Consider the following 22401-nt stretch of genomic DNA (forward strand, 5'->3'; position numbering starts at 1 on the left):
GTGCCAAAAACCTTGTCCTTGGGCGACCCAGCTTCAGCGTCTTTTTGCTGAAGGCTGTGACCGGCGATGTGTCCGCCCAGCCCCAGCAAATCGCCATCGTGAACACCGAACTCAGGACGGCAAGGTCCCGCCGGATGGTGACGTCGGCGACACCGGTCCGCTTCCGCGTTGCAACAAAGTTCGCAAGCACGCGACGGTTGATCTCGTGCAGCGAGTGGTGTCCGAGGAGTCGAACGATGATCCTGGCGTTGAAACGGTAGCCCTTGATCGCCCCCTTCTTCAAAGACGATCCTTCAAGGAAGTGATCCAGGGCCTCGGCCAGAAGGTGCTGCGGCAACGCCTCTCCCCGAGCGGCCTGGGCATGCTCCTCCATCAACCGGTGTAGATACGCCTAAGCCTCAGCCTTCCGGTTCGTCTTGGCTGATCGGCGGACGTGGACGCCGCCCATCCGGAACCGCACCCACCAGACGTCGCCGCGCCGATAGACCCCTGCCACGCATACCCTCCGAGATTGCCGAACCGATCAGTGGACCACGGTTCGGGAATCTCGCAAGCTTTTCTCTCCGAGAGCAGTCCGGCCATGGCCGAGAACAGCCTGGGTGGCGCGCCACCCAGGCTGTTCTGACTCACTGCTTCCTGCGAGGCGGTCGATTGCCTCCTCGGCGATGGTGCACTCGACCTCCAAGCCGAAGTGGAAGACAAGTTCGATCGACCCATCCGGTAACTCGATCCAAGGATCGGCCTTGAACCAGTGCCTGGGGAGAGGAATCGCCGAGCGCACCGTGTAGGCCCTGGCGATGACCACAACCTTGGTCGGTACCATTCCGGGTTCCTCAAACCCTTCGAGCTTGGCCAAGCGGCTCTCCACCGCCTGGATCACGTCGTCCGGGATGATGTGGCTGCCTGCCCGCTCGACCGGGTGAACCGTCAGTTCAAGGCGCCGCGCCCGAACGCCTTGTGGGTCAGTGACTTCACCTACGTCGCGACCTGGACCGGCTTCGTCTACGTAGCGTTCGTGATCGATGCCTATGCCCGGCGTATCGTCGGCTGGCGGGTCTCCCGTACGGCGCACGCTGCCTTCGTGCTCGACGCTCTGGAGCAGGCCCTGCACGAGCGCCGCCCCCTCCAGGGGGCCGGGCTCGTGCACCATAGCGACAGGGGTTCGCAGTACTTCGCCCTGCGCTACACGGAGCGGCTGGCGGAAGCGGGCGTCGAGCCCTCAGTCGGCAGCGTCGGCGACAGCTACGACAACGCTCTGGCCGAGACGATCAACGGTCTGTTCAAGGCCGACGTGATCCATCGGTGCGGACCGTGGCGGTCCTTCGAAGCGGTCGAGTTCGCCACCCTCGAATGGGTCGATTGGTTCAACGCCCGCCGCTTGCTCGAACCGATCGGCAACCCACCTCCCGCCGAGGCCGAAGCGCGCTACTTTGCTCAGACCGACGTACAAGCCTTGGCCGCTTGACCCAAACCGGATGGCCTCCGGGAAACCCGGAGCGGTTCACTGGCTGATCCACCGGGGCTTGCGCTGGATCAAGGCGCCTGTCCGCCCGCCGGCCAAGCTTCGCGGTCCCGATCCCCGGGCACGAGAGGCAGCCATGACCGACAAGGACCTGAGACGCGACATGACCGACGCCCTCGATGCCGAGCCGGGCATCAGCAACGTCATCGTCACCCATCTCGCGGACCGGAAGCCCGCGATCAGGGAGCACGTCCGCTCGCTAGTTCGGTGCATTGCCGGCGAGGCGGGCACAGGGAGGACGTCCGTGTTCAAGAACCACGCGACCGTCGAAGGCCCGGTCCCCGAGATCGACTCGGCCGAGGACCGGGTTGGCGTCGCTGGACCCGGTCCAAAACCCTAGACCGCATGTCCGACGAGGCTGCCGATGCCGGCGGTGACGGCCATGGCGGCGGCGCCCCAGGAGGCGACGCGCGCGGTACCCCGCACGAGGCCGGCGCCGCCCGCACGCGCGCCGAGTGCGCCCAGGACAGCCAGGAACACGAGCGAGGCCGCCGCGACGGCCGGGACGACGAGGTTGGCCGGCGAAAGCGCGGCAACCGTCAGGGGGAGCGCCGCGCCCGCCGAGAACGTCGCCGCCGACGTGAGCGCCGCCTGGGTCGGTCTCGCCGTCGTGAGTTCCGAGATGCCGAGCTCGTCCCTGGCATGGGCGCCGATCGCGTCCTTGGCCATCAGCTGGTCGGCCACCTGCAGGGCGAGCGGGTAATCGAGCCCGCGCGCGACATAGATGCGGGCGAGCTCCTCCCGCTCCGCCGCCGGGTCGTCCGCCAGCTCGCGACGTTCCTTGGCGAGGTCGGCCCGTTCGGTATCCGATTGCGAGCTGACCGAGACGTACTCGCCCGCCGCCATCGACATCGCCCCCGCGACCAGTCCGGCGCTGCCCGCCACGAGGACCTCGCTCGTGCCGGCGGCGGAGGCCGCGACGCCGACGATCAGGCTGGCGGTCGATACGAGGCCGTCGTTTGCTCCCAGCACCGCCGCGCGCAGCCAGCCCACACGGTCGATGAGATGGTTTTCCATGTGGACCGCGCCCGACACGGTCATCGTCCGTCACCACCGGAGGCGGTCCGCCGTCCCGGCAGGATGCGCACCAGCACGGCATCGTGCCAGACGTAGTGATGGATCAGGGCCGCCGTCGCATGAAACAGGGCGACGACCATTAGGGCATTGGCGGCCAACCCGTGCCAGTGGGTCAAAGGCTTACGCCATTCCCTGTCGCCGACCTGCGGCAGGCCGAGGGACCCCAGCAGGTCGACGCCGCGCACGAAGGCGTTGGCGATGCCAAGTCCCACGATGGCGAACAACAGCACGTAGAGCATCGCATGCGTGGCCTTCGCGAGGCGATGCAGCGGGCCGGGATCCGCGACGGGAAGCCGGCGTCCTCCGGTCCGTCGCCTGGCCAGCAGGGCGACGATGACGCCCGCGAACAGGAAGCCCAGGTCGAAATGGACGGACCAGACGGCCGAGCGCACCGCTCCCTTCGGAACCAGGTCTTCCAGGAAGGTGCCGATCAGCCAAAGGGCCAGCACCAGCCCGGCCGTGAGCCAGTGCAGCACGATGGTCCAGCGGTCGTAGGGGGTCTTCGACGGTTGCATCCGTAGCCTCCGTGTCATGCTTGAGCACCCGCCGCTGGCGAGCCTTAGGGACCTCCGCGGAGCCAGGCGGGCCTGCCGGCCGAGGCGTCCTGCAGTGCGTTCGCCAACCTCCGGGTGCCCGCCGCCGTGAGGACCCCGGTCGCAGCCGGGGTCGTTCCTTCGCGTCGGGCGCCGCCCTCGGCCGGCTCACGCCTGACGAGGCCGCGAAGCCTCAGCGACCAGATCGTCGGCAGGCCCCAGGGTCCGACCTTGGCGATGGAGCCTTCCCGAGCCAGGCGGTGCAGCAAGGCCTTCTGGACGGGCGTCGGCGGCAGCCCTCGCGATATGTGCGTCGGCACCATTCCTTGATTAGAATTAAACCAATGAAAGAGTCCAGCCCTTCGTCGGTGGGACCTTCCGTCGCCGCTGTCAGGCCAGCTCCCACCCTTTGATCCATCTCAAGGCGGGCCGGGCCGCCATCGCCCCATCCTCCTCACCGCAGCGCCCGGCCTTGCGGCTGAAGCGGTGAGGAGGTTCGACGATGCGCACCCTCGATCACGACCTGGAGGACATCTTCCTCGCCGGCTGGAGTCTGATGCTCGGGGTGGCCTTGGTCATCGCGCCGTGGTGGCTCGGCTTCGACAACAACGGGACAGCCACTTGGAACGCCTGGGCGTGCGGAAGCGCGGTGGTCGTCCTGTCCATGCTGGCCCTCGGCCAAGTCTACGACTGGCTGGAGTATCTCGTCGCCGTGATCGGGCTCTGGCTCGCCTGCGCCCCTTGGGTGCTCGGCTTCGGCGAGGTCCAGGCGGCGGCCTGGACACATGCGGGCTTCGGCCTCGCCCTGATCATCTCGGCCGGGGCGGAACTCTGGCGCCTGCACGAAGCCCCCGGCGCCCGATCGGTCTGACCCGTCGGCGACCGCGCCGCCTACCCATCGCGCGGCCGCTCACGCTTCGGGAGAGAGCGATGCCCGACCCGCTCGACCTCGTCCTGGCGACGCTCTTCACCGCCGGCTGCATGCTGATCCATGCGTTCCGCAGGCAGGCCCACGACGTTTCCATCGTCCTGGTCTTGTTGCTGATCGGGCTCGTGAACTTCGGTGGCGCGCTGGCCCTGTCACGGATCGGCCTTGCCATCGATCCGGTCCTCGCCGCCGAACTCGTGAGCTATCGCCCCCGCCACGAGTGAGGTCGCCACCTTGCGCTGGATCAAGGGCGGCGTCGGGCGGTCGTGGCAAGGAATCCGTCATCCTGAGAGGAGGTGCCCATGCTCCGTTCCGTCACCCTGACCCTGGCGCGCTGCCGCGAGTACCCGGACGGCCATGCCGGCTGCGGCTACGCGATGACGGCGCCGCTAGACCCCGACGGCCGCCTCGACGCGGACGACTGGGGCCGGACCCGCGACGTCTGCCGTGTCCGCCGGTTCTGGGCGGGCGAACCTGACCGGTACGGCCGGCTCGTTCACCGGGCCGGCGGCCCCGGCGGTGCGACCTGGCTGATCGACTACGACGACCGCACCACGGATGACGACGAGCCCGGCTTCCGGCTTGGCGCGCACCGCTTCGTCGAGGGCGAGTACGTCTCGATCCGCGATGCCGACTTGGACCTCCTGCGCACGTTCAAGGTCGTCCGCGTCGGCGATGCACGAGGCATGGCCGCATGAGTTCAGGCACGATCATGTCCTATCCCGCTTCGCAGGGCGCACTGCCTGTCTGGATGGAGCTCTGGCGAGCCTTCTGGCTGGACCTTCCTCTCGCGTGGCTCGACTAAGTGGATCGCACCGCCACCGCGCTCGTGACGATGGGCGCCCATGCCACGCCTCAGCAGGCCGTCGCCCTCGGCATAGGCTGCGAGCCCTCGCTTGAAGACGTTCTCGACGTCTGACGCGAAGGGCACCGAAACAACCCTGCGCCCGCCGCGGTTGTCTCAGGCAGTCCCGAGAAAGCCCAACGACATGGACACGAACCGGCAGCAAGGACGGGATCCCGTTTCCGAAGGTGCGCATGCCAGGGCGGCCGGCTGGCCGAAGGACGCCAACCCGTACCCGGCCGGCTCGATCGAGCGGGTGGCCTGGTTCGAGGGTTACGATGGCCTGCCGTTGGACGGCGACGTCCCACCGAGCCTGGGCGGAAACGGTCGCTGACGACCTATTCCGGGGCCGGCGAGATGGCCTATCTGCCGGAGATGACCGCTTCCAGCTTCGCCCCCGACGACATCGCGCACGTCATCCAGGTGGCGCTCGCGCCGGCCTTCCTGCTCACCGCGCTGGCGACCCTGCTCAACGTCTTCTCGACCCGCCTCGGACGGGTCGCCGACAAGGTCGATGCGGCCGCCGCCGGGTTGCGCGGCGCCGACCCGGCCGAGGCCGGACGCCTGTCACAACAGCTCTCATATCTGCGCCGGCGCTCCTTCGTCCTCGACGTCGCCGTCGTTCTCGCGTCCGGCGGCGGGGTCGCCACGGGCATCGCGGTTCTGACGTTGTTCGTGGGCGCCCTGCGCGACGCCGCCACCGCCTCCGTCCTGTTCGGCTGCTTCGGCATGGCCCTGGTCTGCACGGTCGCCGCCATCGGCGCGTTCCTCGTCGAGATCCTCATGGCCGGCCGCGGCATCCGGGTCGAGGTCGACCGCCAGCAGGACCATGCAGCAGAGCGGGGCTCTCGCTGACGAAACCCGGTGGCGACCCGCGGAGCGGTCGTTGATCCACCTCAAGGCGGTCCGGCCGAAAGTCGGCACCATGGCTCCCGTAATGATGACGGGAGACGGTCATGACCATGGCGATGCGGACGACTGACGTGACGACGGTTCGCACCGTTCGGATGCCGAGGGGCACCGCCGCGCGTACGCTCCCGATGGACGAGGGTGTCAGGTCCCTGATCGGTGACGGATATCGCCACGAAGCCATCGGCAGCCTTCAGGCGCTGGCCCTCGCTGTCGTCGCTTCGCTGCTGGTGAGTGGCCTGCTCTGGACTGTGCTCTGAACGACGGCCCGCGCGAGGAGACGTGTCATGGAAGACCGGTACCTGCGCCGCTTCGTCGTCGACGAGCTGGACTACGACCCCCGCGTCACCGCCGCGCATATCGGCGTGGCGGTCGAGAACGGGGTCGTGACCCTGACCGGCCACGTCGCCAGCTACGCCGAGAAGGCCACGGCGGAACGGATCGCGATGCATGTCAGGGGCGTGCGCGCGGTCGTTGATGGCGTCGAGGTCCGCTATCCGGACGACTGCAGGATCGGCGACGAGGAACTGGCCGACCGGTGCGTCCGCGCCATCGCATGGGACGTGACGGTTCCGCCGGGCTCGGTCGAGATCAAGGTCGAGAAGGGCTGCGTCACCCTCTCGGGCTGGGTGGAGCGCTACGACCAGAAAGCCGCCGCCGAGCGAGCGTTACGTCGGCTGGCGGGCGTGGCTGATATCGTAAATCTGGTTGGGGTTTGTCCAGCTCATAACGAAGCACAGGCTTGAGTCGAGAATGCCAGACGGTTTGCCCGAGATAGTCAGACGGACATCGGGCATGTTCGAACATGTCGCAGCTTTGGGTGAGACGATGGCGATGTTTCTGTCTCCGCGTATCATTCGGATCGTCGGTTCGGATGATGCGCTCTTGGTTGCCGTACGGTGTTCAATGAGCTGTGTCATTGAGGGCTTGCCGTGATTTTTTCGCCTTCGCGTATCTGAGGGTAATGGCAGTCGAGCCCCGTGCGCGGACGACGGCCCTACAGGCAGGATGCGGGTAGCCGGTGGCCCAGAAGTGTCCGTGCCATCCTCAGATTGCGCTCGGCCAGAACGAGCGTCGTTTCTCCGACGGCCCAGAGCTCGTCCGAGCCACTGCCGGCTTGATCCAGAGAAGTCAGCATCGCGGCGAGTGCGGCGACGGACCGTTGGAGGCCCACTGCGATCTGATGAATGTGAACCCGCCGGTCCCCGAGATCTTCGCCGGACGCGATACGCCGTTGCAGGTCCTGCAGCAGCCGATGCGTCGTATCCGCGTCCAGACGTATCGGCAGCGGAATAACGTCTGCCGGCGCCGATCCGACCGACGCGCTCGTCCGCGGCACGGCCTGTCGAAGCGTGGAGGCCGGGATTTCGGGACCGCCAGCGTCTTCGGCGGTTGGCCTCTGCGACGCGGTTTCGCGGCGCGGGCTCTCATCGGCGCTCGGGCCGTGATCCGCTGCACAGGTTTCGGCGTCTTCGCCGCACCCGTTCGTCAGCACTGAAGCAAGACTGTCCATAGCTCTCGAGGCTCGTTGGAGTAATCGGAGCAGCTCGCCGGCTCAGGCCGCCATGCTTCGGGATGCCTCGCGGACCTGGCGCGTCGAACGGTCCACGGCCTGCGTCGAGGATGCGATCAGGCCGATGCTTCGGCTGATCTCGGACACCGCGGTCGTCATGGTTTGCATGTTCGACGACATCTCCTGAGCGACCGCCGCCTGCTGATCGATTGAGGCGGAGATGGACGCCGAGATCTCGTTGACCTCCGCAATGGTCTGACCGATGCCCGAGATGGCCGCCGCTGCCTCGTTGGCGGCGCCCTGTGTCTGCGCGATCTGCGCGCTGATGCTTTCGGTCGCCTTGGCGGTCTGGGATGCCAGGTTCTTGACCTCGGCCGCGACCACCGCGAACCCCTTGCCGGCTTCGCCGGCGCGTGCCGCCTCGATGGTGGCGTTCAGTGCGAGGAGGTTCGTTTGGCCGGCAATCTTGTCGATCATGTCGACGACTTCGCCGATGCGCTGGGCTGCGGCCGCGAGCCCCGCCACCACGGTGGAGGTGGCGTTGGCCTGTTCTACGGCGCGGCCCGCGACGAGCAGGGCACGCGCGACCTGCTGACTGATCTCGCCGACCGATGCTGCGAGTTCCTCGGCACCCGCCGCCACGCTCTGCGCGTTGCTTGAAGCCTCTTCCGAAGCGCTGGCCGCGCTGACCGCCTGCTGCGTGGCTTCCGTCACCGAACCCGCGATGCCGTCGAGGTCGCCGTCGATGGCGCGTTGGAGCCTGGCCCTGTCCAGTCGGTCGTTGACTGCCGCACTGACGTCGGTCGCGAACTTGACGACCTTCACGAGGCGTCCCGAGGCGTCCGCGACCGGATTGTAGGTCGCCTGGATCCAGACATCGCTGCCGTCCTTGGCGATCCGCCGATACTCTGCCGACTGGAACTCACCCCGGCGCAAGGCTTCCCAGAAGCTCCCATACGCGGCCGAAGAGCGCTCGGCGGCATCGACAAAGATCGAATGATGCTTGCCGCGCACCTCATCCAGACCGTATCCGACGACCTTCAGGAAATTCGCGTTGGCCGTCACGACGGTTCCATCGAGATTGAACTCGACGATGCCCTGCGACCGATCGAGCGCCTTGAGCTTTCCCTCGGCATCCGCGCTTCGCAGCTTTGCCGCGGTGATGTCGGTGGCGAACTTGACGACCTTTACGGGCTTGCCGGATGCGTCGGCGATAGGGTTGTAGGTCGCCTGAATCCAGACTTCGCGCCCACCCTTGCCGATCCGCTTGTATTCGGCGGATTGGAACTCGCCGCGACGCAAGGCCGCCCAGAACATGTCGTAGTCCGGTCCCTGCTCCGCCTTGTCCACGAAGAGCCGGTGGTGCTGACCCACGATCTCGTCGAACCGATAGCCGACCACGCCGAGAAAATTCTCGTTGGCCGAGACGACCGTTCCATCGAGGGTGAATTCGATGATGCCCTGCGATCGGTCGAGTGCCCGCAGCTGACCTTCGAAACTGGCATTACGCAGCTTCTGCTCGGTGACGTCTGCCACGAACGCCAGGACGCCCTGTGTCTTGCCCGAACGGTCCCTCAGCGGCAGGTAGTCTTCCCACAACCAGACTTCGCGACCGTTCTGAGCGACGCGGCGCGCTTCGAGCATCTGGCGCTCGCCACGCCGAAGCGCGTCCCACAATCCGCGGCCCTCGGCACCGTCCCGTTCGGACGGCGCGACGATCAGATCATGCCGTTTCCCGATCACGTCCTCGATCCGGTAGCCTAGCGTGGCGAGAAAGCCAGCAGTCGCCGTGAGGATCGTACCGTCCGGATCGAATTCGACGACTGCCTGGTGCGTGTTGATCGCCTGAATCTTTGCAGATCCGTTCCGCGGGCCGAAAAACATTCGATCTCTCCTTGCGACGGCCTGGGTCAATCCAGTCCTGACGATCCTATTCCTGCAAAGCTGACAGAAAGTGCAGATGAGGCCCAAAAAAGCGGCAGAACGTGACCGGAAATGAATTACTTCGTCGTATTCCGCGCCGGATTCGGCCAAAACGAGGAGTACGTGACCTAAATTCGTCCAGAGATTCGCCAGTCGATGAGGTGAAGACTGCGAATGGACCGATATGTCGGTCAGGCCGCGTCCGCGACCGTCCCCGCTGCCTCGGCCAGCGGCTGGAATGCGCGCACGAGGTCGATGTCGATCTTGCCATCCATGCTGCGCAGGATCTCGTAAGCCTCGTTCCCGGCCAGTGGCCGCCTGTATGGGCGACGCTCGATGAGTGCGCCGAAGACGTCGCAGACCGTCACCAGCCTTACGATGTCCGGAATTCTGTCAGCCCGGAGATTGTCCGGATAGCCGGACCCGTCCAGCGCCTCATGGTGCGAGCGCACCACGGCGAGCATCGTGTCCGAGAAATCGCCGTTTCGGAGCATCTCGTGGCCAATGACGGGATGCGTGCGCATTACGGCGATTTCATTCGCATCCAAGCGTGAGGGCTTGTTCAGGATGGCAAGAGGAATGCGCGACTTGCCGAGGTCATGGAGCAGCGCGGCCTGGGTCAGTTGTCGGCAGTCAGGTTCCGATAGGCCGAGTTGTTGGGCGAAGCCGGCGGCGAGACCGGCCACCAGGAGGCAGTGCTGGTGCGTCGCGTCATCGAAGTGCCAGACGACGTCGAGCCAGCCCCGGATGTCGGCCTTTTGCAATGCATCGACCACGAGGTCCGCGCCGCTCACGACCTGATGCAGGCCGGGAGCCTGCCCGGAACGGCCGAGATCGAAGATGCGCGTGAGCGCATCGTCGGCGGCCATCGCACTGGCGGTCGTGGCAGCGATGGTCTCGGCATCCCGCTGGAGCTCGCCAAGATGATCGAGAGTTTCGGCGAGCAGTCGTGCGGCTTGCGAAGAGTCGATTGTCCGATCCGCCCCCAGTGCATGCGCTTGCGCACGGGACCTCGGCGTATCGTTGTGAAGCAGGCAAACGAAAGGTGGTCGCCTCGGTCCAAGCCGGTCGAGTTGTTGCCTCAAGGCTGCGACTTGCTCGGAATGCGACAGTGAGACGTCGCTGACGATGGCCGTCACGGCCTGGGGGATCGCCACGTTCGAAGCATGTTCGGGATCGAGGAGATCCACGACCATCGGAGCGCCCATGCTGTTGAGACTACGAGCGAGCCTGCGAGCCCGCGATGGCGTGTCGGTGAGGATGAGAATGGAGCTCACGTTCAATCTCGTGCCGCCGTCGTTTCGATCCGAAGTCAGCATAGCGACCGGAGCTTGCCGGTGGATTAGACGAGATACTTAAAGTTGCGCCTTCGCATCGCTTTTTCGGCCTGAGTTGACGGGGATACGTTCTCGTACGAACATCGACGGCATCGGGATGAAATAAAACCGATCAAGTACGATCATCACCGGCCGACTTGGACGGAGCCATGCCGACACGTTCGTTAATGCGGCAGCAGGCCGGATCGGTTTCGCCCCGCGCCTTCTCGTCCAAGCACTTCCTCAAACTCGTCGAGGACACGGGCGACGTGGGGTTCTGGTCCGCAGACCTGAGCAAGGACCGGCTGGAGGCTTCGGTCGGGCTCTACCGCATCCTCGGGCTCGATCCTACGGAGGAAATGACGTTCGGGTTAGGCCTCGACATGATCCACCCCGACGACCGCGCGGCTCATGGCGACCAGATCGCCGTACTGCGCAGCGGGCAGCCCATAACCCGCGAGTTCCGGATCATTCGCCCGGACCGGACGCAGCGCTGGCTTCTGCATCGCGCCGAAGTCATGCTCGGACCCGACGGTAGGCCAAGCCAGGGGATGGGCGTCGTCTTCGACGTCACCGCGCGCCATGACAGCGTTCGCTCGATGGAGCAGCGCCACGACCGTTTCAACGCGCTTCTGAGTGCAACGGCGGCGGTATTCTGGATCAATGGTCCCGATGGTGAGCCATTGGAGATGCCGCAATGGCAGGCTCTCACCGGCCAGAGCCATTCCGAGATGAGCGGGCAAGGCTGGTTGGCCGCGATCCATCCCGAAGACCGGGAACGCACTGCGGCTGCCTGGTCGACGGCGGTCTCGCATGCCGCCCCCTACAACACGGATTATCGGGTTCTGTGCGCCGACGGAATCTACCGTTGGTTCAATGCCCGCGGCGTTCCGATCCTGAACCGCGACGGAGCGGTCCGAGAATGGGTTGGCGTCTGTCTGAGCGTTCCCGGGCGAAACCGCTTCGGCTCGGCCGGTGCTCGCTCGGCCGGTGACAGATCGCCGGCGGATATCGAGGAACAGGTTCTGACCCCGGCTCAGGTACGGGGCGCCCGGGGCATGACCGGCCTGTCGAAGGATGAGCTCGCCCGGCGCGCGCACGTGTCCGTTTCGACGATCGTGCGGCTGGAGGACGGAACCTCGCTCGTGCGACCTCGGTCGGAGACGGTGTTGGCGATCCGTCAAGCGCTGGAACAGGCCGGTGTAGAGTTCACCTTCGAGCCCGGCGCCAAACCTGGGATACGGGAAGCCTGAAGCGGGTCGGCTTTGGACATCCCAACTCGGAAACTCTTAGGTGGATCAGGGTTCGACTTGCCGAAGCGAGGCAGCCGGGGACTGGCCGTCAACCACGGCCAGCCGAACTCAGTCGCGACACCGCGAACTATCCTGTGCCGCTTGATGCCTGCAACGCGACGACGACGACCGTTGCCGTCAGCGCGTCACGTCGAACGATAGGATCCAGTCTGACGGTTTGCGGTTTCGTCGTGCCTGAGCGTTCGGAACCGCAAAGGGAATGACGTTGGTCAGGTCGGGTTTGGCCTCAGGGCACCTGATGACTGGGTCGAAGTCAGGCTTGTTCATTCGGTGCATCCACCCGCTGAGCCGTTTCCCGCGTCGGCGTTGCGCTCGACGTGAGATCCAAGCATCCGTCCTGGCCTTCTTCAGCATTCGACGTCTCGCGGTCAGCGCTCTCGGCGGGTGGCATGCGCGTCCGACATCGACAGGAGGCCGATGTCCGACGCCCCGGCAATCTCGGCGGCAAGGCGATCTTCGGTCTTTGCGCTGGATCAAAGCTCTCCCGGCCGCACGCCGCGAGAGTGCCGCCATCGGGCCGGGCTCGCCGGCTGGCGGAGGCGGCCATGTGTTACGCGAACATCCTCGTATCCCTCGATCCCGGCCATGCGACGGTTGACCGGGTCCGGCTCGCCGCCGGCTTGGCGCAGCGGTTCGACGCCACGCTGACGGGCGTCGCAGCCCGCCAGATCCCCGCCCCGATCGCAGTCAACGACATCCGCGAGGCCGAGGCGGTCTACGAGAAAGAGAAGGACAAGCTCTGCGACGAGCTGGCGCGCGTGCGAGAAGTCTTCGAACGAAACGCCGCCGGCGTGACGACGGACTGGCATTCGGCGACCGCTGGGCCGCTGAAGCTGCTGATCGAGCGGGCACGCGCCGCCGACCTCGTCGTCGTCGGGCGTCGCGGTCTCGACGACGGCGACCCCGGTGACATGGCTGTCATGCCCGGCCCCGTGCTGATGGAGGCCGGGCGTCCCGTCCTCGTCGTGCCGCCGGGCATCGAGCATCTCAGGGCGGCGCGGATCGTCGTGGCCTGGAAGGATACCGTGGAGGCCCGGCGGGCCGTGACCTCGGCAATTCCACTTATCAAGCGAGCGGATCAGGTCTTCGTGGCCACCTCGGGCGCCGAGGCCGGCCTCGAAGGTGCAGAGGACGTCAGCGGTCATCTCGCCCGCCATGGGGCCCATGTCACCACGCACCTGCTGTCCAGGCCGGCCGCGGGGGACGCGGACGAGGTCCTTCGCTTCGCCGAACGGCACGACGCCGACCTCGTGGTCATGGGGGGCTATGGCCACTCCCGGCTTCACGAGTGGCTCTTCGGCGGTGTGACGCGGGAGGTCCTTCAGACCACGCCCATCTGCTGTCTGATGAGCCATTGATGCGCGCCGCCATTGTCATCGTCGCCCTCGCGTTCCAACCGTCGCCCGTCCGAGCCTTCGACGCGCACGAGAGGCGGGGCGAGACGATCGCGCTCACCAACTGCGCCCGCTGTCATGCGGTCGGTAGGGTCGGGGCCAGTCCCTTGCGGGAGGCTCCGCCTTTCCGCACGTTGCACGAGCGCTATCTGGTCGGGGACCTCTCTGAGGCGCTGGCCGAAGGCATCACCACCGGCCATCCGACGATGCCGGAATTCCGGCTCGACCCGGACGAGGCCGAGAACCTGATCGTCTACCTCCGGACCCTGGAACGCTGAGAGCGCGTGCCGGTGCGGAGGGTCGGATGCCATCGCGACGGGTCCGTGCGCAGCCTCAGATCCCGGCCAGACGCTCCAGTCGGTCGGCATCGAGCAGGCGCACCCCGCCGGGTACGATCAGGATCAATCTCGCCCGATCCAGATGCGTCAGCATCCGGCTGACCGTCTCGATGGTGAGGCCGAGATGGTCGGCGATGTCTTGCCGCCCCATCGGGAGCTCCAGCGTGACCGAGATCCGTCCGATCCGGGCGTAACGCCGTCTCAAGCCGACGAGGAAGCAGGCGACCTTCTCCTCGGCCGTGCGACGGCTCAGGAGGATCATCTGCTCTTCGGCGAGCATCAACTCGTAGCCGGCGCGCTCGTACAGGCGGTCGAGGAGGTTGGGCTTGTCAGAGACGAGGCCCCGAAACGGGCGACGCTCGAACCGGCACACCTCGGTCGGCATTAGCGCCTCCGCCGTCAGGCTGTGCCGCTCGGGCATGGACAACCCGAGGAAGTCACCCGGGAGCGCGAAGCCCATGACGTGGCGTCGTCCGTCCGACAGCAGGCGGGACAGCCGGATCGCACCCTCGGTAACGTTGTAGACCGCGTCGGCCCGTCCTTCCTGCGAGAACAGGGCCTCACGGGGGCCGAGGCTGACGTGTTGGCTCAACGCTTCGAGGTCATCGAGTTCGTCGCTCGTCAGCGCGGCGCAAACGCTGACGAGCCGAACCTTGCATTCGTTGCAATGACCGCCGCCGCGATGACGACAGGCTTTTGGCCCTGCCGGGGGAAACTCGCTCAAGCTTAGCATAGGAGCCCCCACCATCGCCTCTGGATCAAACCTCTTGATCATAAAAAACGTTTCTATCGTACTAGAAAAGTTATTTTGTCGCAAAAATCGACGATTTCATCTTCAAAAAGAACGAAATTCATCCAATAGGATGACCTCCGAATAATTCTGGCGACGGGGCGAGGCAGGGGTGTGAACGACATTGAGATCGAGGAACCGAGCCAGCTCGCGCATGAACGTTACAGCGCGTTGGTGCGGGCCATCGCCACCGTCGTCTGGACCGCGACCGCGGATGGCTCGACCCGGGTGGGCGCCGACTGGACCCGACTGACGGGACAGACACCGGCGCAGATGGCGGGTTATGGCTGGCTCGACGCCATCCACCCCGACGACCGAGAGCGGACCCGCGAGGCCTGGCGCACGGCGGTGCTGCACCAGGGCGTCTACGACACCGATTACCGCATCCTCTGCGCCGACGGCATCCATCGCTGGTTCAACGCGCGCGGGGCTCCTGTCCTCGACCGCGATGGCACGATCCGGGAATGGGTCGGGATCTGCCTCGCCATCACCGGCAGCAAGCGCTTCCAGGCCGGCATGGTCTCGGAGGACGCCGCGCCAAGCCGTGTGACCCCGGGTCAGGTCAGGGCGGCGCGGGCCCTGCTCGGATGGAGCATCGGGCGGCTCTCCGCCGAGGCCGGACTCTCCGTATCCACGGTCGCGAGGATCGAGGACGAGGCCCGCCGCGACAGCGTCCGGCCTTCGAAATGGCAGGCGGCCCTCGCGGCCTTCGCGGTGAGCGGCATCTCCTTCACCCGTACCGGCGACGGCGAGGCGGGCATACGGCACAGGCCGCCACAGCCTTGAGGGCAGGCCGGACCTTTAATGGCTCATGAGGCAACAGATCGGCGCGCCCGCCAGAAGGTCGCGCGTGACGCCACCGAAAGCCCATTCCTGCAGCCGGGAATGACCGTAGGCACCGGTGACGAGAAGGTCGGCCGCACTCTCGCAGGCGACGTCGACGAGGGCTTCCCCGAGCGACGCGCCCCGGGCGTCCGTGCGCGCCGTGAAGGCATGGATGCCGCGTGTGGCGAGATATCGGACGACCTGCTCACCAAGGTCTTCCCCGCCCTCGTCGACCGTGCAGACGATGACGGCCGAGGCGCGCTTGAGGAACGGCATCGCGTCCCAGATCGCGCGGCGGGCCGCGCGGGTGTTCTTCCAGCCGATGGCGATCCTGGCTGCGTCAAGTCGGTCGACATCGGGCGGGACGATCAGAAGGGGTCGGCCAAGTTGCATGACGAGGTCGCCGGGATCGGCGTAGAATGGGGAGGTGTCCGGGTCGTCCTCCGGGCGTCCGACGACGATGAGATCGGCGCCGGCGGCGTGCTGCAGCATGAAGTGCGACGGGCTGTCGAGGTCGGAGCGCCATTCGATGCGTTGGAATCCCGCGGCGGCCTCGTCGAACAAGGTATGCGCACGTTTCAGTCCGTCGAGGCAGGCCTCGTGCAGCCTCGGTAGGACGTACGACCCTCCCGGTGTCGGACCTATCGGAACCGCGGCGTAGTCCGGCCGTTCGGCGGCGACGCCGATGAGACGGCTTCCGAAATCGTCAGTGAGATGCCCGGCCAGTCGGACGCGGCTCCTGGCATCCGCGCCGGGATCGACCGCCACCATGATGTTCGCGTAGGTCACCGAGGCCTCCTGATCGTACGAAGGGGTCCCGGCAGGCGCAGGACCGGGCCGCGGGCCGGCCTGCCGGAGACGTGGACGGGGCCCGAGGTGGGCTGCGTGGCCCTCACGTCATCTCGATGCGGTCCTCGACGGTGCGGACGCCCGGTGCCGACCAGGCCGCGCGCTCGGCGATCCCACGCTCGTGCCAGGCGTGGACCTTGCCCTTCAGCGTGACCTTGCCGCCGGAGACGTCGACGTGGATCGCATCGGCCTCGACCTGGGCGTTGCGCTTGAGCGCCGCCTCGATCTCGCCGCGCACGTCGGTGGCGCTGACCTTCGGCGTCACCTCGATCAGGTTGACGATGCTGACGACGCCCGGCAGCCGGTTCGGCGCGGCCTTGGCCTCCGCCTTCTGGTACTGCCATTCCACCGTGCCGGTGAGCGTGAGGCAGCCGCCCTGCACCTTCACCTGGACCGCGCCCTTCGGCACGACGACGTTCCAGTCGAGCAACTGCACGGCGCGCTTGGCGAGATCCTCGTCCAGCGGAGGCTTGTCGCGGCTGAACCGGACCTCGATCCGCTCGACGACGGCACGGACCCCGCGCACCTTCTTCGTGGCCCTCTTGGCGGCCTCCCGTTGGACGAAATTTGCAACGTGGCCACCGAGCGTCACGATCCCGTCGTCGACGGACACGGCGATTTCGGCCGCGTCGATGCTCGGCTCGAAGTCGAGTTCGGCGATGGCGCTGTCGCGGATGGTCCTGTCACCCATGGTCGGATCCCGAGGTTTGGATGGCCCGGACGTCCCGGGCGAGGGACCGACCCTCAGGCACCGCAGGCCGGGGGGCATTGATCCAGTGCAAAGCCGGACGGACCCGCCGTCAGCCCTGCGTTCGGGCAGAGCCGGGTCCGGCCCCGGCTCGCCATGACCGCCCTCGGCAGCGCGGCCACGAATTCCTCGGCGAGGCAGGGCCGGTCGAGCAGGGGAACGTCGCGAAAGGCGGCCAGGACCGGATGTGCGCCGGAGAACAGCGCGATCGGCACGTCGGCCCGACGCAGCGCGCAGGCCAGGCGAAGCACGGCCCCTGGCTCAAGTCGACACTGACCACGGCGTAGTCGGGCCTCGCCACCTGAGCGCATCGAGCGCCGCCTCGCAGGTGCCGTGGGGACCGTCGACGACGTAGCCGGCATCGACGAGCTCGTCCTCCAGCCACATCTCCATCAGGGCTTGGTGCTCGGCCAGGAGCACCGTCAGCTTTTGATCCGCCGTCGGCATCATCGGCTCCCGTCGTTTAGGACCGAGGCAGCATGCGTTCGATCCGGGACGGCGCCTTAATTCATCTTAAAAGCGTCGGATCGGAGCGGACGGACGGGAGGCTAGGCGCGCGGATGCGCGCGCCTCCCCCGGATGGCGGGCCTCGGATGGGTTGGCGGATGCAGCCCTGTGGGCGCGCGCCTTGCCGTGAAGTGGCCAATACCGCTCCATGGCGAGGTAGGTGAACGACGCCAACCAGCCGATCAAGCAGGCGGAAGCCTGTACGGTTTGCTCGGCAACCTTGGCGCGGGTGGGGACGGAGCCGCTTTCGCCGGCTCGACCTGTCGGGCCTCGTCGGCCGGACGCTCGGTTACGCCGCACAGGAGATCGCCCGCGCCCTCGCGCCGGAAAACGGCGACGCGGATCGCATCCGTATCGCCATCCAAGAGGCTATCGCCGAGGTCCTGCCCGACGTCGAGATCTTCGATCCGGCGGCGCTGACGCCCGACGACATCATCGCGATCATGATCGAGTTCCAGATCGCGCCCGGCTTCGAGCAGGGCGCCCTTCCAGGCCACGAGGTCGTCGCGGGTGACGAGCGGCCAGATCGTCGGCGCCGACCGCGTCCTCGAGGGCGACGAGGACGCCGGTCCAGCACTTGACCGTCGAAGGAGCGAGGGCGGCCTCCCTGGCGTAGGCGGTGAACGTAGCGCGCTTGGGCTTGGAAGGAACCGAAGGAGCGGACGCGTCGGGCGGAGGCGGAGGCGGGGCGGATGCGACGCGGCAGCGGGGCGCGGCCAGGGTACCTACGACACATTGAAGGAGCGACCAGCGTTCGTCGACCTCGACGGCGGCGAGCAGCCAGCGGCTTCGGGCGATCGTCGGTTCCTTCGTACGGAGGCTCTTCCGTTCCTCAGTCCTGCCGACCAGGAACAGCAGTTCCTTCGGCTCCCGTCTGCGGAACCAGAACACGCCGCTCCGGGGATGCCGCCATGGGCGGGATGCGGGGAGAATCATCGTGCGTACCACCTTTGTGTACCACGACGGCGCAGCTAAACCCTTGTCAGGGTCGAAGTATGTGATTCCTCAGGAGGTTGCCGGGATGGCTGGCGGAGAGGGGGGGATTCGAACCCCCGATGGGCTTGCACCCATGCCGCATTTCGAGTGCGGTACAATCAACCGCTCTGCCACCTCTCCTCCAGTGAGATCCGTGAGGCGCCGGCTGCCAGAAGCGCCAACATCACCACCATCGTCACCGAGGGCGTTCGCTGCAAACCAAGACCGAATACGCTTCGTCATGGCAGTGCGGCGAAAGCCGGAGGCGGTCATAGCGGGGTCGGAATGGGAGGGCAAGCCGAGAAAACGCGCATGGATCATCGCATGGCGCCCTATCGAATGCCGAAGCACATCGGCCCGGATTGGAGGTCGGCGACGATCGTGCTGACGGTGGACCAGGGAATGGTGGGATGAAGCACCGGAATGTCGCTCATCGCACGTGCGCAGATCGATTCCTGTCCGGCACGTGAAGCCGTGGGGGCGACAGACTGGACCGGATGTTCGTTCCGGCGGCTCTGCGCCGCTGCAGTCTTCTTCGCGATCTGAAGCTTTTGAGCGTACAGTGCCTTCGGTTTTCCAAAGGACAGATCGTCTGTCTACAAACCACACTTGTGCCGACAAGCCAAGTCTTCGCCCATCGCGGCGATCATCATGCATCGCCGGAGATTGAGAGAGGCTTGCCCACAATATCTCTTATATGAGCCCACTCGCCTCGAAGGCTGCTTTGGCGCCTGTGAAATCTCCGAGCGCGTGGCGCGCTTCGCCGAGCCGATACAAAATGGTGGCATGTCCTGGCGCGATGGCCAGCGCACATCCGAGCGGTGAGAGCGCCTCGTGCGGACGCTGTGCCTCGAGGAGCCATTCGGCCTTCTGGATCAGCAGGCGGGCGTTGTTCGGCTGGAGCAGGAGCACCGCATCCAGACGATCGAGCGCCTCGGACCGGCGGCCGAGGGCTGCGAGCGCGAGGGCTGCGAGCGTGCCCTGATATCGATCGGTGTGCTTGTCGGCGCGTTCGACCGCCGCCAGGGCTCCGGCCGCGTCTCCGGTTCGCAGGCGGCACTCGGCCAGATTGCCGGTGAAACGGCCTTCGGCATCGAGGAGGGCCGCCGCCTCGGCGGAGAGCAGGGCTTCCGCCCAATCGTTCTCGCGCATTGCCTGTCGCGTACGCCGGTTCTGCTTGCGCGCCGGATGGTCCGATTCCGATTCGAGGTAGATGTCGCGCCAGCCGCGGATACTCCAATCCGCGAGAAGGTCGGGCCGGTAGAACAGCGCCCGTTCGGCCAGTTGGACGATCACGACGTCCGGCCTCAGATCGTCGATGAGGTCGTCCGGCAGAACGCTGGGAGGAGCGATGTACGTCGTTTCGGCAAAGGTGCGGGACAGGAACGGCGCGAGGAAGGTCGTGAACGAGTCGCGCACGACGAGCGCCCGGCCACGCCCCTGCGGGCAGGTATGCTGCTGAAAGGCGTATTCGCGCTCGTCGAAGGTATCGCTGACGGAGACCAAGTCGCGTCCCGCGATCTCGGCCTGCTGAAGGTATCCGGTGCGTTCCGGCTGCAGGTGAATGCCGAGATCACCGAAGACTTGCCGGTCATGATAGCGGATCGCGCTGAAATCGATCGGCCGCTGGTCCAGATGCGCCGGCATCCGCTTGAGGATTTCGCGATAGACCCGATAGGCGGCGAAGCTCGTCCAATGGGAATCGACGTCGTAATAGACCGGCACGACACCTTTGGCGCCGTTCAGGAGGCTGACGAGGTCGATCGCCTGCACGCCGTCCGCAACGGCCGCCGCGGTCAGGCGTCCCGCGGCCGTCGGCAGGTCGGGCACGATCCCGTCGGGGAGATGCTCCGCGTAGATGCTCGACTTCTCGGGCGCGACGAGGAACACGAAGTCGATCCCGCGCTTCGCGAGCCGCTCATGGCGGCTCTTCATGATGCTGCGCTGGAGCGGCAGCGTCGTCCGCGCCCAATCGGACAGGTTGGATGCGAAGTCGAGCGGCCGCGCGTCGAGATAGCGTTCGAGGAACAGCCAGCCCTCGCGCCCTTCGGCGATGGAAATATCCGATCCTGCTAGCAACCCGTTCTCCTTCGGCCGCTTTCGCGATCTTTCAGGACGCCTGGGCGCCGTGTGTCGACGTAACCAGACCTTCGATCCCCGTGATCAGATCGCCGACGTTGGCGGCGTCGGCGGCCAGACTTTCGGGAATCCGGATCTTGAACGCGTTCTGAAGCCGGATCATCAGCACGGTGTGGGATAAGGAATCCCAGCCGTCGACGTCTTCGGCACCCGCCGCGTCAGGGACGGCGTCGAGATCGACCGCGAATGTCTGAGCGATGACTCGTCGTATCGCTTCACGCTCCGTGTTCATCGCATCATCCTCGTGCTGTCGCATCTCGATCCGCGCGGTAGCGCGCCAGGTTTTCGGATCGGCTGATCTTTCCGCTGCTGGTCTTGGTGAGCCATCCCGGCGACACGAGCACCACGCTGTGCACGGTGAGTTCGAGCCGCGAGAAGATCGACTGCTTGATCGTACGTTTGAGCGTGCGCTGAGTGTCGTCGCCTTCGACCCGCGTTTCGGCGAGGATGACGACATCCTCGCTCCCGGTCTGGGCATTCGGAACGCCGATGGCGACCGAGCGGCCGGGTAGCACCCCGCTTTCGTGCGAGACGATCTCCTCGATGTCGTGCGCGTAGTAGTTGCGGCCGTGAACGATGATGATGTCCTTGATCCGGCCGCTGATGAAGATCTCGCCATCGTCGATGAAGCCGACATCGCCGGTACGATACCAGTCCGAGGCGAAGGCGGCTTCGGTCGCCGACGGGTCGTTGTGATAGCCGGCAAAGACGAAGGCGCCGCGTACGGCGATTTCGCCGACGCGGATTCCGGGTCCGTCGCCGCCCGCATCCGAACGGTCGGCGTGCGTCTCCAGCGGAAGGATGCGGACGTCAGCGCCCGAGAGCGCAGGGCCATTCGATACGAGCGGCCTGGATCCCGGGCGGTCGGGCACTGCTGCCACGGCGCGCCCGCGCGAGGCGAGGAGATCGGCGTCGTACCAGCGCACCGGTGCTCGTCGTCCCGCGGGAGAATGCGACACCGCGAAACCCGTCTCCGCCATGGCGTAGCAAGCGGCGAGTTGCTCCGGGCGAACCCCGCGATCGGCAAAAGCATCGGCAAAGGCATCGAGGGTCACGTGTTTGACCGGTTCGGAACAGCTCGTGAAGAGCCGCATGCTGTCGAGCCGATAGCGTGCCGATCCGTCGGCCGGGACCGTGTTGACGAGATGCTGGAAGGCGAAGTTCGGCAGCCAGCAATGGGTGCCGCGGAAGCGCTCGATCAGCTGGAACAGCAGCTCCGGCTTCCCGACCCACTCGAAGGCATCCATCACAACGACGGTGGCCCCGACCGTGAGCGGGATCAGCAGGGCCGTGAACAGACCCATGTCGTGGTAGAGCGGAAGCCAGCTGACGACGACGCTTTGCTCCGACAAGCCGATGACCGGCGCGTAGGCCTCGGCCTGGATACGAATCTGCGAGAAGGTCAGTGCGACGCCCTTCTTGAGGCCTGTCGTCCCCGACGAGTGCTGCAGGAGTGCCGTATGGCCGTCGTCTCGGTCGACACGCGGACAGTCGACGTCTCCGTCGGCGATCCGGTCGATCGCCACAAGTCTGGCGCCGACTTCTTCGGCCAGCGGAAGGAGCGGCTCGAAGATCGCGTCATAGGCCACGATGGCCCGCGGACGGATCCGCCGGATGAGTGCCGCGTGCGCCTGCCAGTACAGTTCCGGCTGCTGCTTCGGCGTCGGGAAGGACATGAAGGACGGGACCAAGCCGGCCATCATGACCCCGAGATAGGCCGGGACCTGAAGCGGATGATGTTTCAGGAACAGCAGCACGATGTCGGACGTCGATCCGTCGGCCGGCAACGACAATGCCGCCCCGACCCGCATCGCCGCGTCGCGAAGGTCTCCGAAGGTCTGAACGACGTATCGACCGTCCTGCCAATGTACCAGGAACGGCTTGTCCGGCATCCGGTCCGCATGTGCGTGGACTTGATCGATCAAGTTCATGGCACCGGACCGCGGGGACGGGGACAT

General features: G+C 66.3%; 29 protein-coding genes, 1 tRNA gene and 3 pseudogenes. 14 read left to right on the forward strand and 19 right to left on the reverse strand.

Annotated elements, in window-relative coordinates:
• The 3 genes from MHA02_RS09735 to MHA02_RS09740 all read right to left on the reverse strand — a co-directional run.
• Positions 1–373: site-specific integrase (locus MHA02_RS09735; protein WP_244612415.1), on the reverse strand; the 373-nt coding region annotated here is incomplete at its 3' end.
• An 18-nt stretch (positions 374–391) separates the two neighbouring features.
• A complete protein-coding gene (locus MHA02_RS23045; protein ID WP_497801081.1) occupies positions 392–496 on the reverse strand; it encodes a hypothetical protein in 105 nt (34 codons plus the stop codon).
• Between the two features lie 27 nt (positions 497–523).
• A complete protein-coding gene (locus tag MHA02_RS09740; protein WP_147078451.1) occupies positions 524–856 on the reverse strand; it encodes a hypothetical protein in 333 nt (110 codons plus the stop codon).
• Positions 857–889: 33 nt separating this feature from the next.
• Here MHA02_RS09740 and MHA02_RS09745 point away from each other — a divergent pair.
• Positions 890–1465, forward strand: a pseudogene (locus MHA02_RS09745) (IS3 family transposase); the annotation flags it as partial.
• A gap of 133 nt (positions 1466–1598) precedes the next feature.
• Positions 1599–1862: a hypothetical protein gene (locus MHA02_RS09750; RefSeq protein ID WP_147078452.1), complete on the forward strand. Its 264-nt coding sequence runs from the start codon at positions 1599–1601 to the stop codon at positions 1860–1862.
• Here MHA02_RS09750 and MHA02_RS09755 read toward each other — a convergent pair.
• Positions 1859–2539 carry a VIT1/CCC1 transporter family protein gene (locus tag MHA02_RS09755; protein WP_244612416.1) on the reverse strand — a complete coding sequence of 227 codons (681 nt, stop codon included), beginning with the start codon at positions 2537–2539 and terminating at the stop codon, positions 1859–1861. The genes MHA02_RS09750 and MHA02_RS09755 overlap by 4 nt on opposite strands.
• 20 nt (positions 2540–2559) lie before the next feature.
• A complete protein-coding gene (locus tag MHA02_RS09760; RefSeq protein ID WP_147078454.1) occupies positions 2560–3114 on the reverse strand; it encodes a cytochrome b in 555 nt (184 codons plus the stop codon).
• A 520-nt stretch (positions 3115–3634) separates the two neighbouring features.
• Between MHA02_RS09760 and MHA02_RS09765 the strand changes: the two genes are divergently transcribed.
• From MHA02_RS09765 to MHA02_RS09795, 7 genes are all read left to right on the forward strand, one after another.
• Positions 3635–4003 carry an SPW repeat protein gene (locus tag MHA02_RS09765; protein WP_147078455.1) on the forward strand — a complete coding sequence of 123 codons (369 nt, stop codon included), beginning with the start codon at positions 3635–3637 and terminating at the stop codon, positions 4001–4003.
• Between the two features lie 59 nt (positions 4004–4062).
• Entirely contained in the window at positions 4063–4284 is a 222-nt protein-coding gene (locus MHA02_RS09770) for a hypothetical protein (protein ID WP_147078456.1), read from the forward strand.
• Between the two features lie 78 nt (positions 4285–4362).
• Entirely contained in the window at positions 4363–4758 is a 396-nt protein-coding gene (locus MHA02_RS09775; protein WP_147078457.1) for a hypothetical protein, read from the forward strand.
• Between the two features lie 198 nt (positions 4759–4956).
• The gene (locus tag MHA02_RS09780) at positions 4957–5238 is read left to right on the forward strand and encodes a ribosome modulation factor (RefSeq protein ID WP_306424479.1); all 282 of its coding nucleotides are present in this window, start codon (positions 4957–4959) and stop codon (positions 5236–5238) included.
• 23 nt (positions 5239–5261) lie between these two features.
• Positions 5262–5759 carry a DUF2721 domain-containing protein gene (locus MHA02_RS09785; protein WP_238180479.1) on the forward strand — a complete coding sequence of 166 codons (498 nt, stop codon included), beginning with the start codon at positions 5262–5264 and terminating at the stop codon, positions 5757–5759.
• Between the two features lie 101 nt (positions 5760–5860).
• Positions 5861–6073, forward strand: a complete 213-nt coding sequence (locus MHA02_RS09790) for a hypothetical protein (RefSeq protein ID WP_147078458.1) — start codon at positions 5861–5863, stop codon at positions 6071–6073.
• A gap of 27 nt (positions 6074–6100) precedes the next feature.
• Positions 6101–6559 carry a BON domain-containing protein gene (locus MHA02_RS09795; RefSeq protein ID WP_147078459.1) on the forward strand — a complete coding sequence of 153 codons (459 nt, stop codon included), beginning with the start codon at positions 6101–6103 and terminating at the stop codon, positions 6557–6559.
• 251 nt (positions 6560–6810) lie between these two features.
• Here the strand turns inward: MHA02_RS09795 and MHA02_RS09800 are convergent, their stop codons facing one another.
• From MHA02_RS09800 to MHA02_RS09810, 4 genes and pseudogenes are all read right to left on the reverse strand, one after another.
• Entirely contained in the window at positions 6811–7326 is a 516-nt protein-coding gene (locus MHA02_RS09800) for a hypothetical protein (protein ID WP_147078460.1), read from the reverse strand.
• 42 nt (positions 7327–7368) lie between these two features.
• Positions 7369–8838 (reverse strand): methyl-accepting chemotaxis protein, encoded by a 1470-nt coding sequence (locus MHA02_RS09805; protein ID WP_306424480.1) that lies wholly within the window; start codon positions 8836–8838, stop codon positions 7369–7371.
• Between the two features lie 9 nt (positions 8839–8847).
• Positions 8848–9210 (reverse strand): annotated as a pseudogene (locus MHA02_RS22895) (PAS domain-containing protein); the annotation flags it as partial.
• 230 nt (positions 9211–9440) lie between these two features.
• Positions 9441–10526, reverse strand: coding sequence for an HD-GYP domain-containing protein (locus tag MHA02_RS09810; RefSeq protein ID WP_147078461.1), 1086 nt, complete (start codon positions 10524–10526; stop codon positions 9441–9443).
• A 209-nt stretch (positions 10527–10735) separates the two neighbouring features.
• Here MHA02_RS09810 and MHA02_RS09815 point away from each other — a divergent pair, with 209 nt between their 5' ends.
• From MHA02_RS09815 to MHA02_RS09825, 3 genes are all read left to right on the forward strand, one after another.
• Positions 10736–11818 carry a PAS domain-containing protein gene (locus MHA02_RS09815; RefSeq protein ID WP_238180480.1) on the forward strand — a complete coding sequence of 361 codons (1083 nt, stop codon included), beginning with the start codon at positions 10736–10738 and terminating at the stop codon, positions 11816–11818.
• A 605-nt stretch (positions 11819–12423) separates the two neighbouring features.
• Complete coding sequence (locus MHA02_RS09820) at positions 12424–13236, forward strand: universal stress protein (protein WP_147078463.1); 813 nt, start codon at positions 12424–12426, stop codon at positions 13234–13236.
• The gene (locus tag MHA02_RS09825; protein WP_147078464.1) at positions 13236–13550 is read left to right on the forward strand and encodes a c-type cytochrome; all 315 of its coding nucleotides are present in this window, start codon (positions 13236–13238) and stop codon (positions 13548–13550) included. The genes MHA02_RS09820 and MHA02_RS09825 overlap by 1 nt, the downstream gene beginning before the upstream one ends.
• A gap of 55 nt (positions 13551–13605) precedes the next feature.
• Here MHA02_RS09825 and MHA02_RS09830 read toward each other — a convergent pair whose 3' ends face one another.
• Positions 13606–14343, reverse strand: a complete 738-nt coding sequence (locus tag MHA02_RS09830) for a Crp/Fnr family transcriptional regulator (RefSeq protein WP_147078504.1) — start codon at positions 14341–14343, stop codon at positions 13606–13608.
• Between the two features lie 171 nt (positions 14344–14514).
• Between MHA02_RS09830 and MHA02_RS09835 the strand changes: the two genes are divergently transcribed.
• Positions 14515–15186 (forward strand): PAS domain-containing protein, encoded by a 672-nt coding sequence (locus MHA02_RS09835; RefSeq protein WP_147078465.1) that lies wholly within the window; start codon positions 14515–14517, stop codon positions 15184–15186.
• Between the two features lie 15 nt (positions 15187–15201).
• Here the strand turns inward: MHA02_RS09835 and MHA02_RS09840 are convergent, their stop codons facing one another.
• From MHA02_RS09840 to MHA02_RS09855, 4 genes are all read right to left on the reverse strand, one after another.
• Complete coding sequence (locus tag MHA02_RS09840) at positions 15202–16014, reverse strand: universal stress protein (RefSeq protein WP_147078466.1); 813 nt, start codon at positions 16012–16014, stop codon at positions 15202–15204.
• Positions 16015–16117: 103 nt separating this feature from the next.
• Positions 16118–16765, reverse strand: coding sequence for a BON domain-containing protein (locus tag MHA02_RS09845; protein ID WP_147078467.1), 648 nt, complete (start codon positions 16763–16765; stop codon positions 16118–16120).
• Between the two features lie 53 nt (positions 16766–16818).
• Positions 16819–17073, reverse strand: a complete 255-nt coding sequence (locus MHA02_RS09850; RefSeq protein ID WP_147078468.1) for a hypothetical protein — start codon at positions 17071–17073, stop codon at positions 16819–16821.
• Positions 17074–17083: 10 nt separating this feature from the next.
• Positions 17084–17269, reverse strand: coding sequence for a hypothetical protein (locus MHA02_RS09855; protein ID WP_147078469.1), 186 nt, complete (start codon positions 17267–17269; stop codon positions 17084–17086).
• Positions 17270–17589: 320 nt separating this feature from the next.
• Here MHA02_RS09855 and MHA02_RS23050 point away from each other — a divergent pair, with 320 nt between their 5' ends.
• Positions 17590–17910 (forward strand): Qat anti-phage system associated protein QatB, encoded by a 321-nt coding sequence (locus MHA02_RS23050; protein WP_497801049.1) that lies wholly within the window; start codon positions 17590–17592, stop codon positions 17908–17910.
• 169 nt (positions 17911–18079) lie between these two features.
• Here the strand turns inward: MHA02_RS23050 and MHA02_RS23055 are convergent.
• The 5 genes and pseudogenes from MHA02_RS23055 to MHA02_RS09885 all read right to left on the reverse strand — a co-directional run.
• Positions 18080–18265: pseudogene (locus MHA02_RS23055) on the reverse strand (DUF6538 domain-containing protein); the annotation flags it as partial.
• A 90-nt stretch (positions 18266–18355) separates the two neighbouring features.
• Positions 18356–18445, reverse strand: a tRNA-Ser gene (locus MHA02_RS09870).
• Between the two features lie 552 nt (positions 18446–18997).
• Positions 18998–20383: an alginate O-acetyltransferase AlgX-related protein gene (locus MHA02_RS09875; protein ID WP_147078471.1), complete on the reverse strand. Its 1386-nt coding sequence runs from the start codon at positions 20381–20383 to the stop codon at positions 18998–19000.
• Between the two features lie 31 nt (positions 20384–20414).
• Complete coding sequence (locus tag MHA02_RS09880) at positions 20415–20675, reverse strand: acyl carrier protein (RefSeq protein ID WP_147078472.1); 261 nt, start codon at positions 20673–20675, stop codon at positions 20415–20417.
• A 4-nt stretch (positions 20676–20679) separates the two neighbouring features.
• The gene (locus MHA02_RS09885) at positions 20680–22374 is read right to left on the reverse strand and encodes an AMP-binding protein (RefSeq protein ID WP_170249151.1); all 1695 of its coding nucleotides are present in this window, start codon (positions 22372–22374) and stop codon (positions 20680–20682) included.
• Positions 22375–22401: the final 27 nt, after the last annotated feature.

It is taken from the genome of Methylobacterium haplocladii, assembly GCF_007992175.1.
Lineage (GTDB): Bacteria > Pseudomonadota > Alphaproteobacteria > Rhizobiales > Beijerinckiaceae > Methylobacterium > Methylobacterium haplocladii.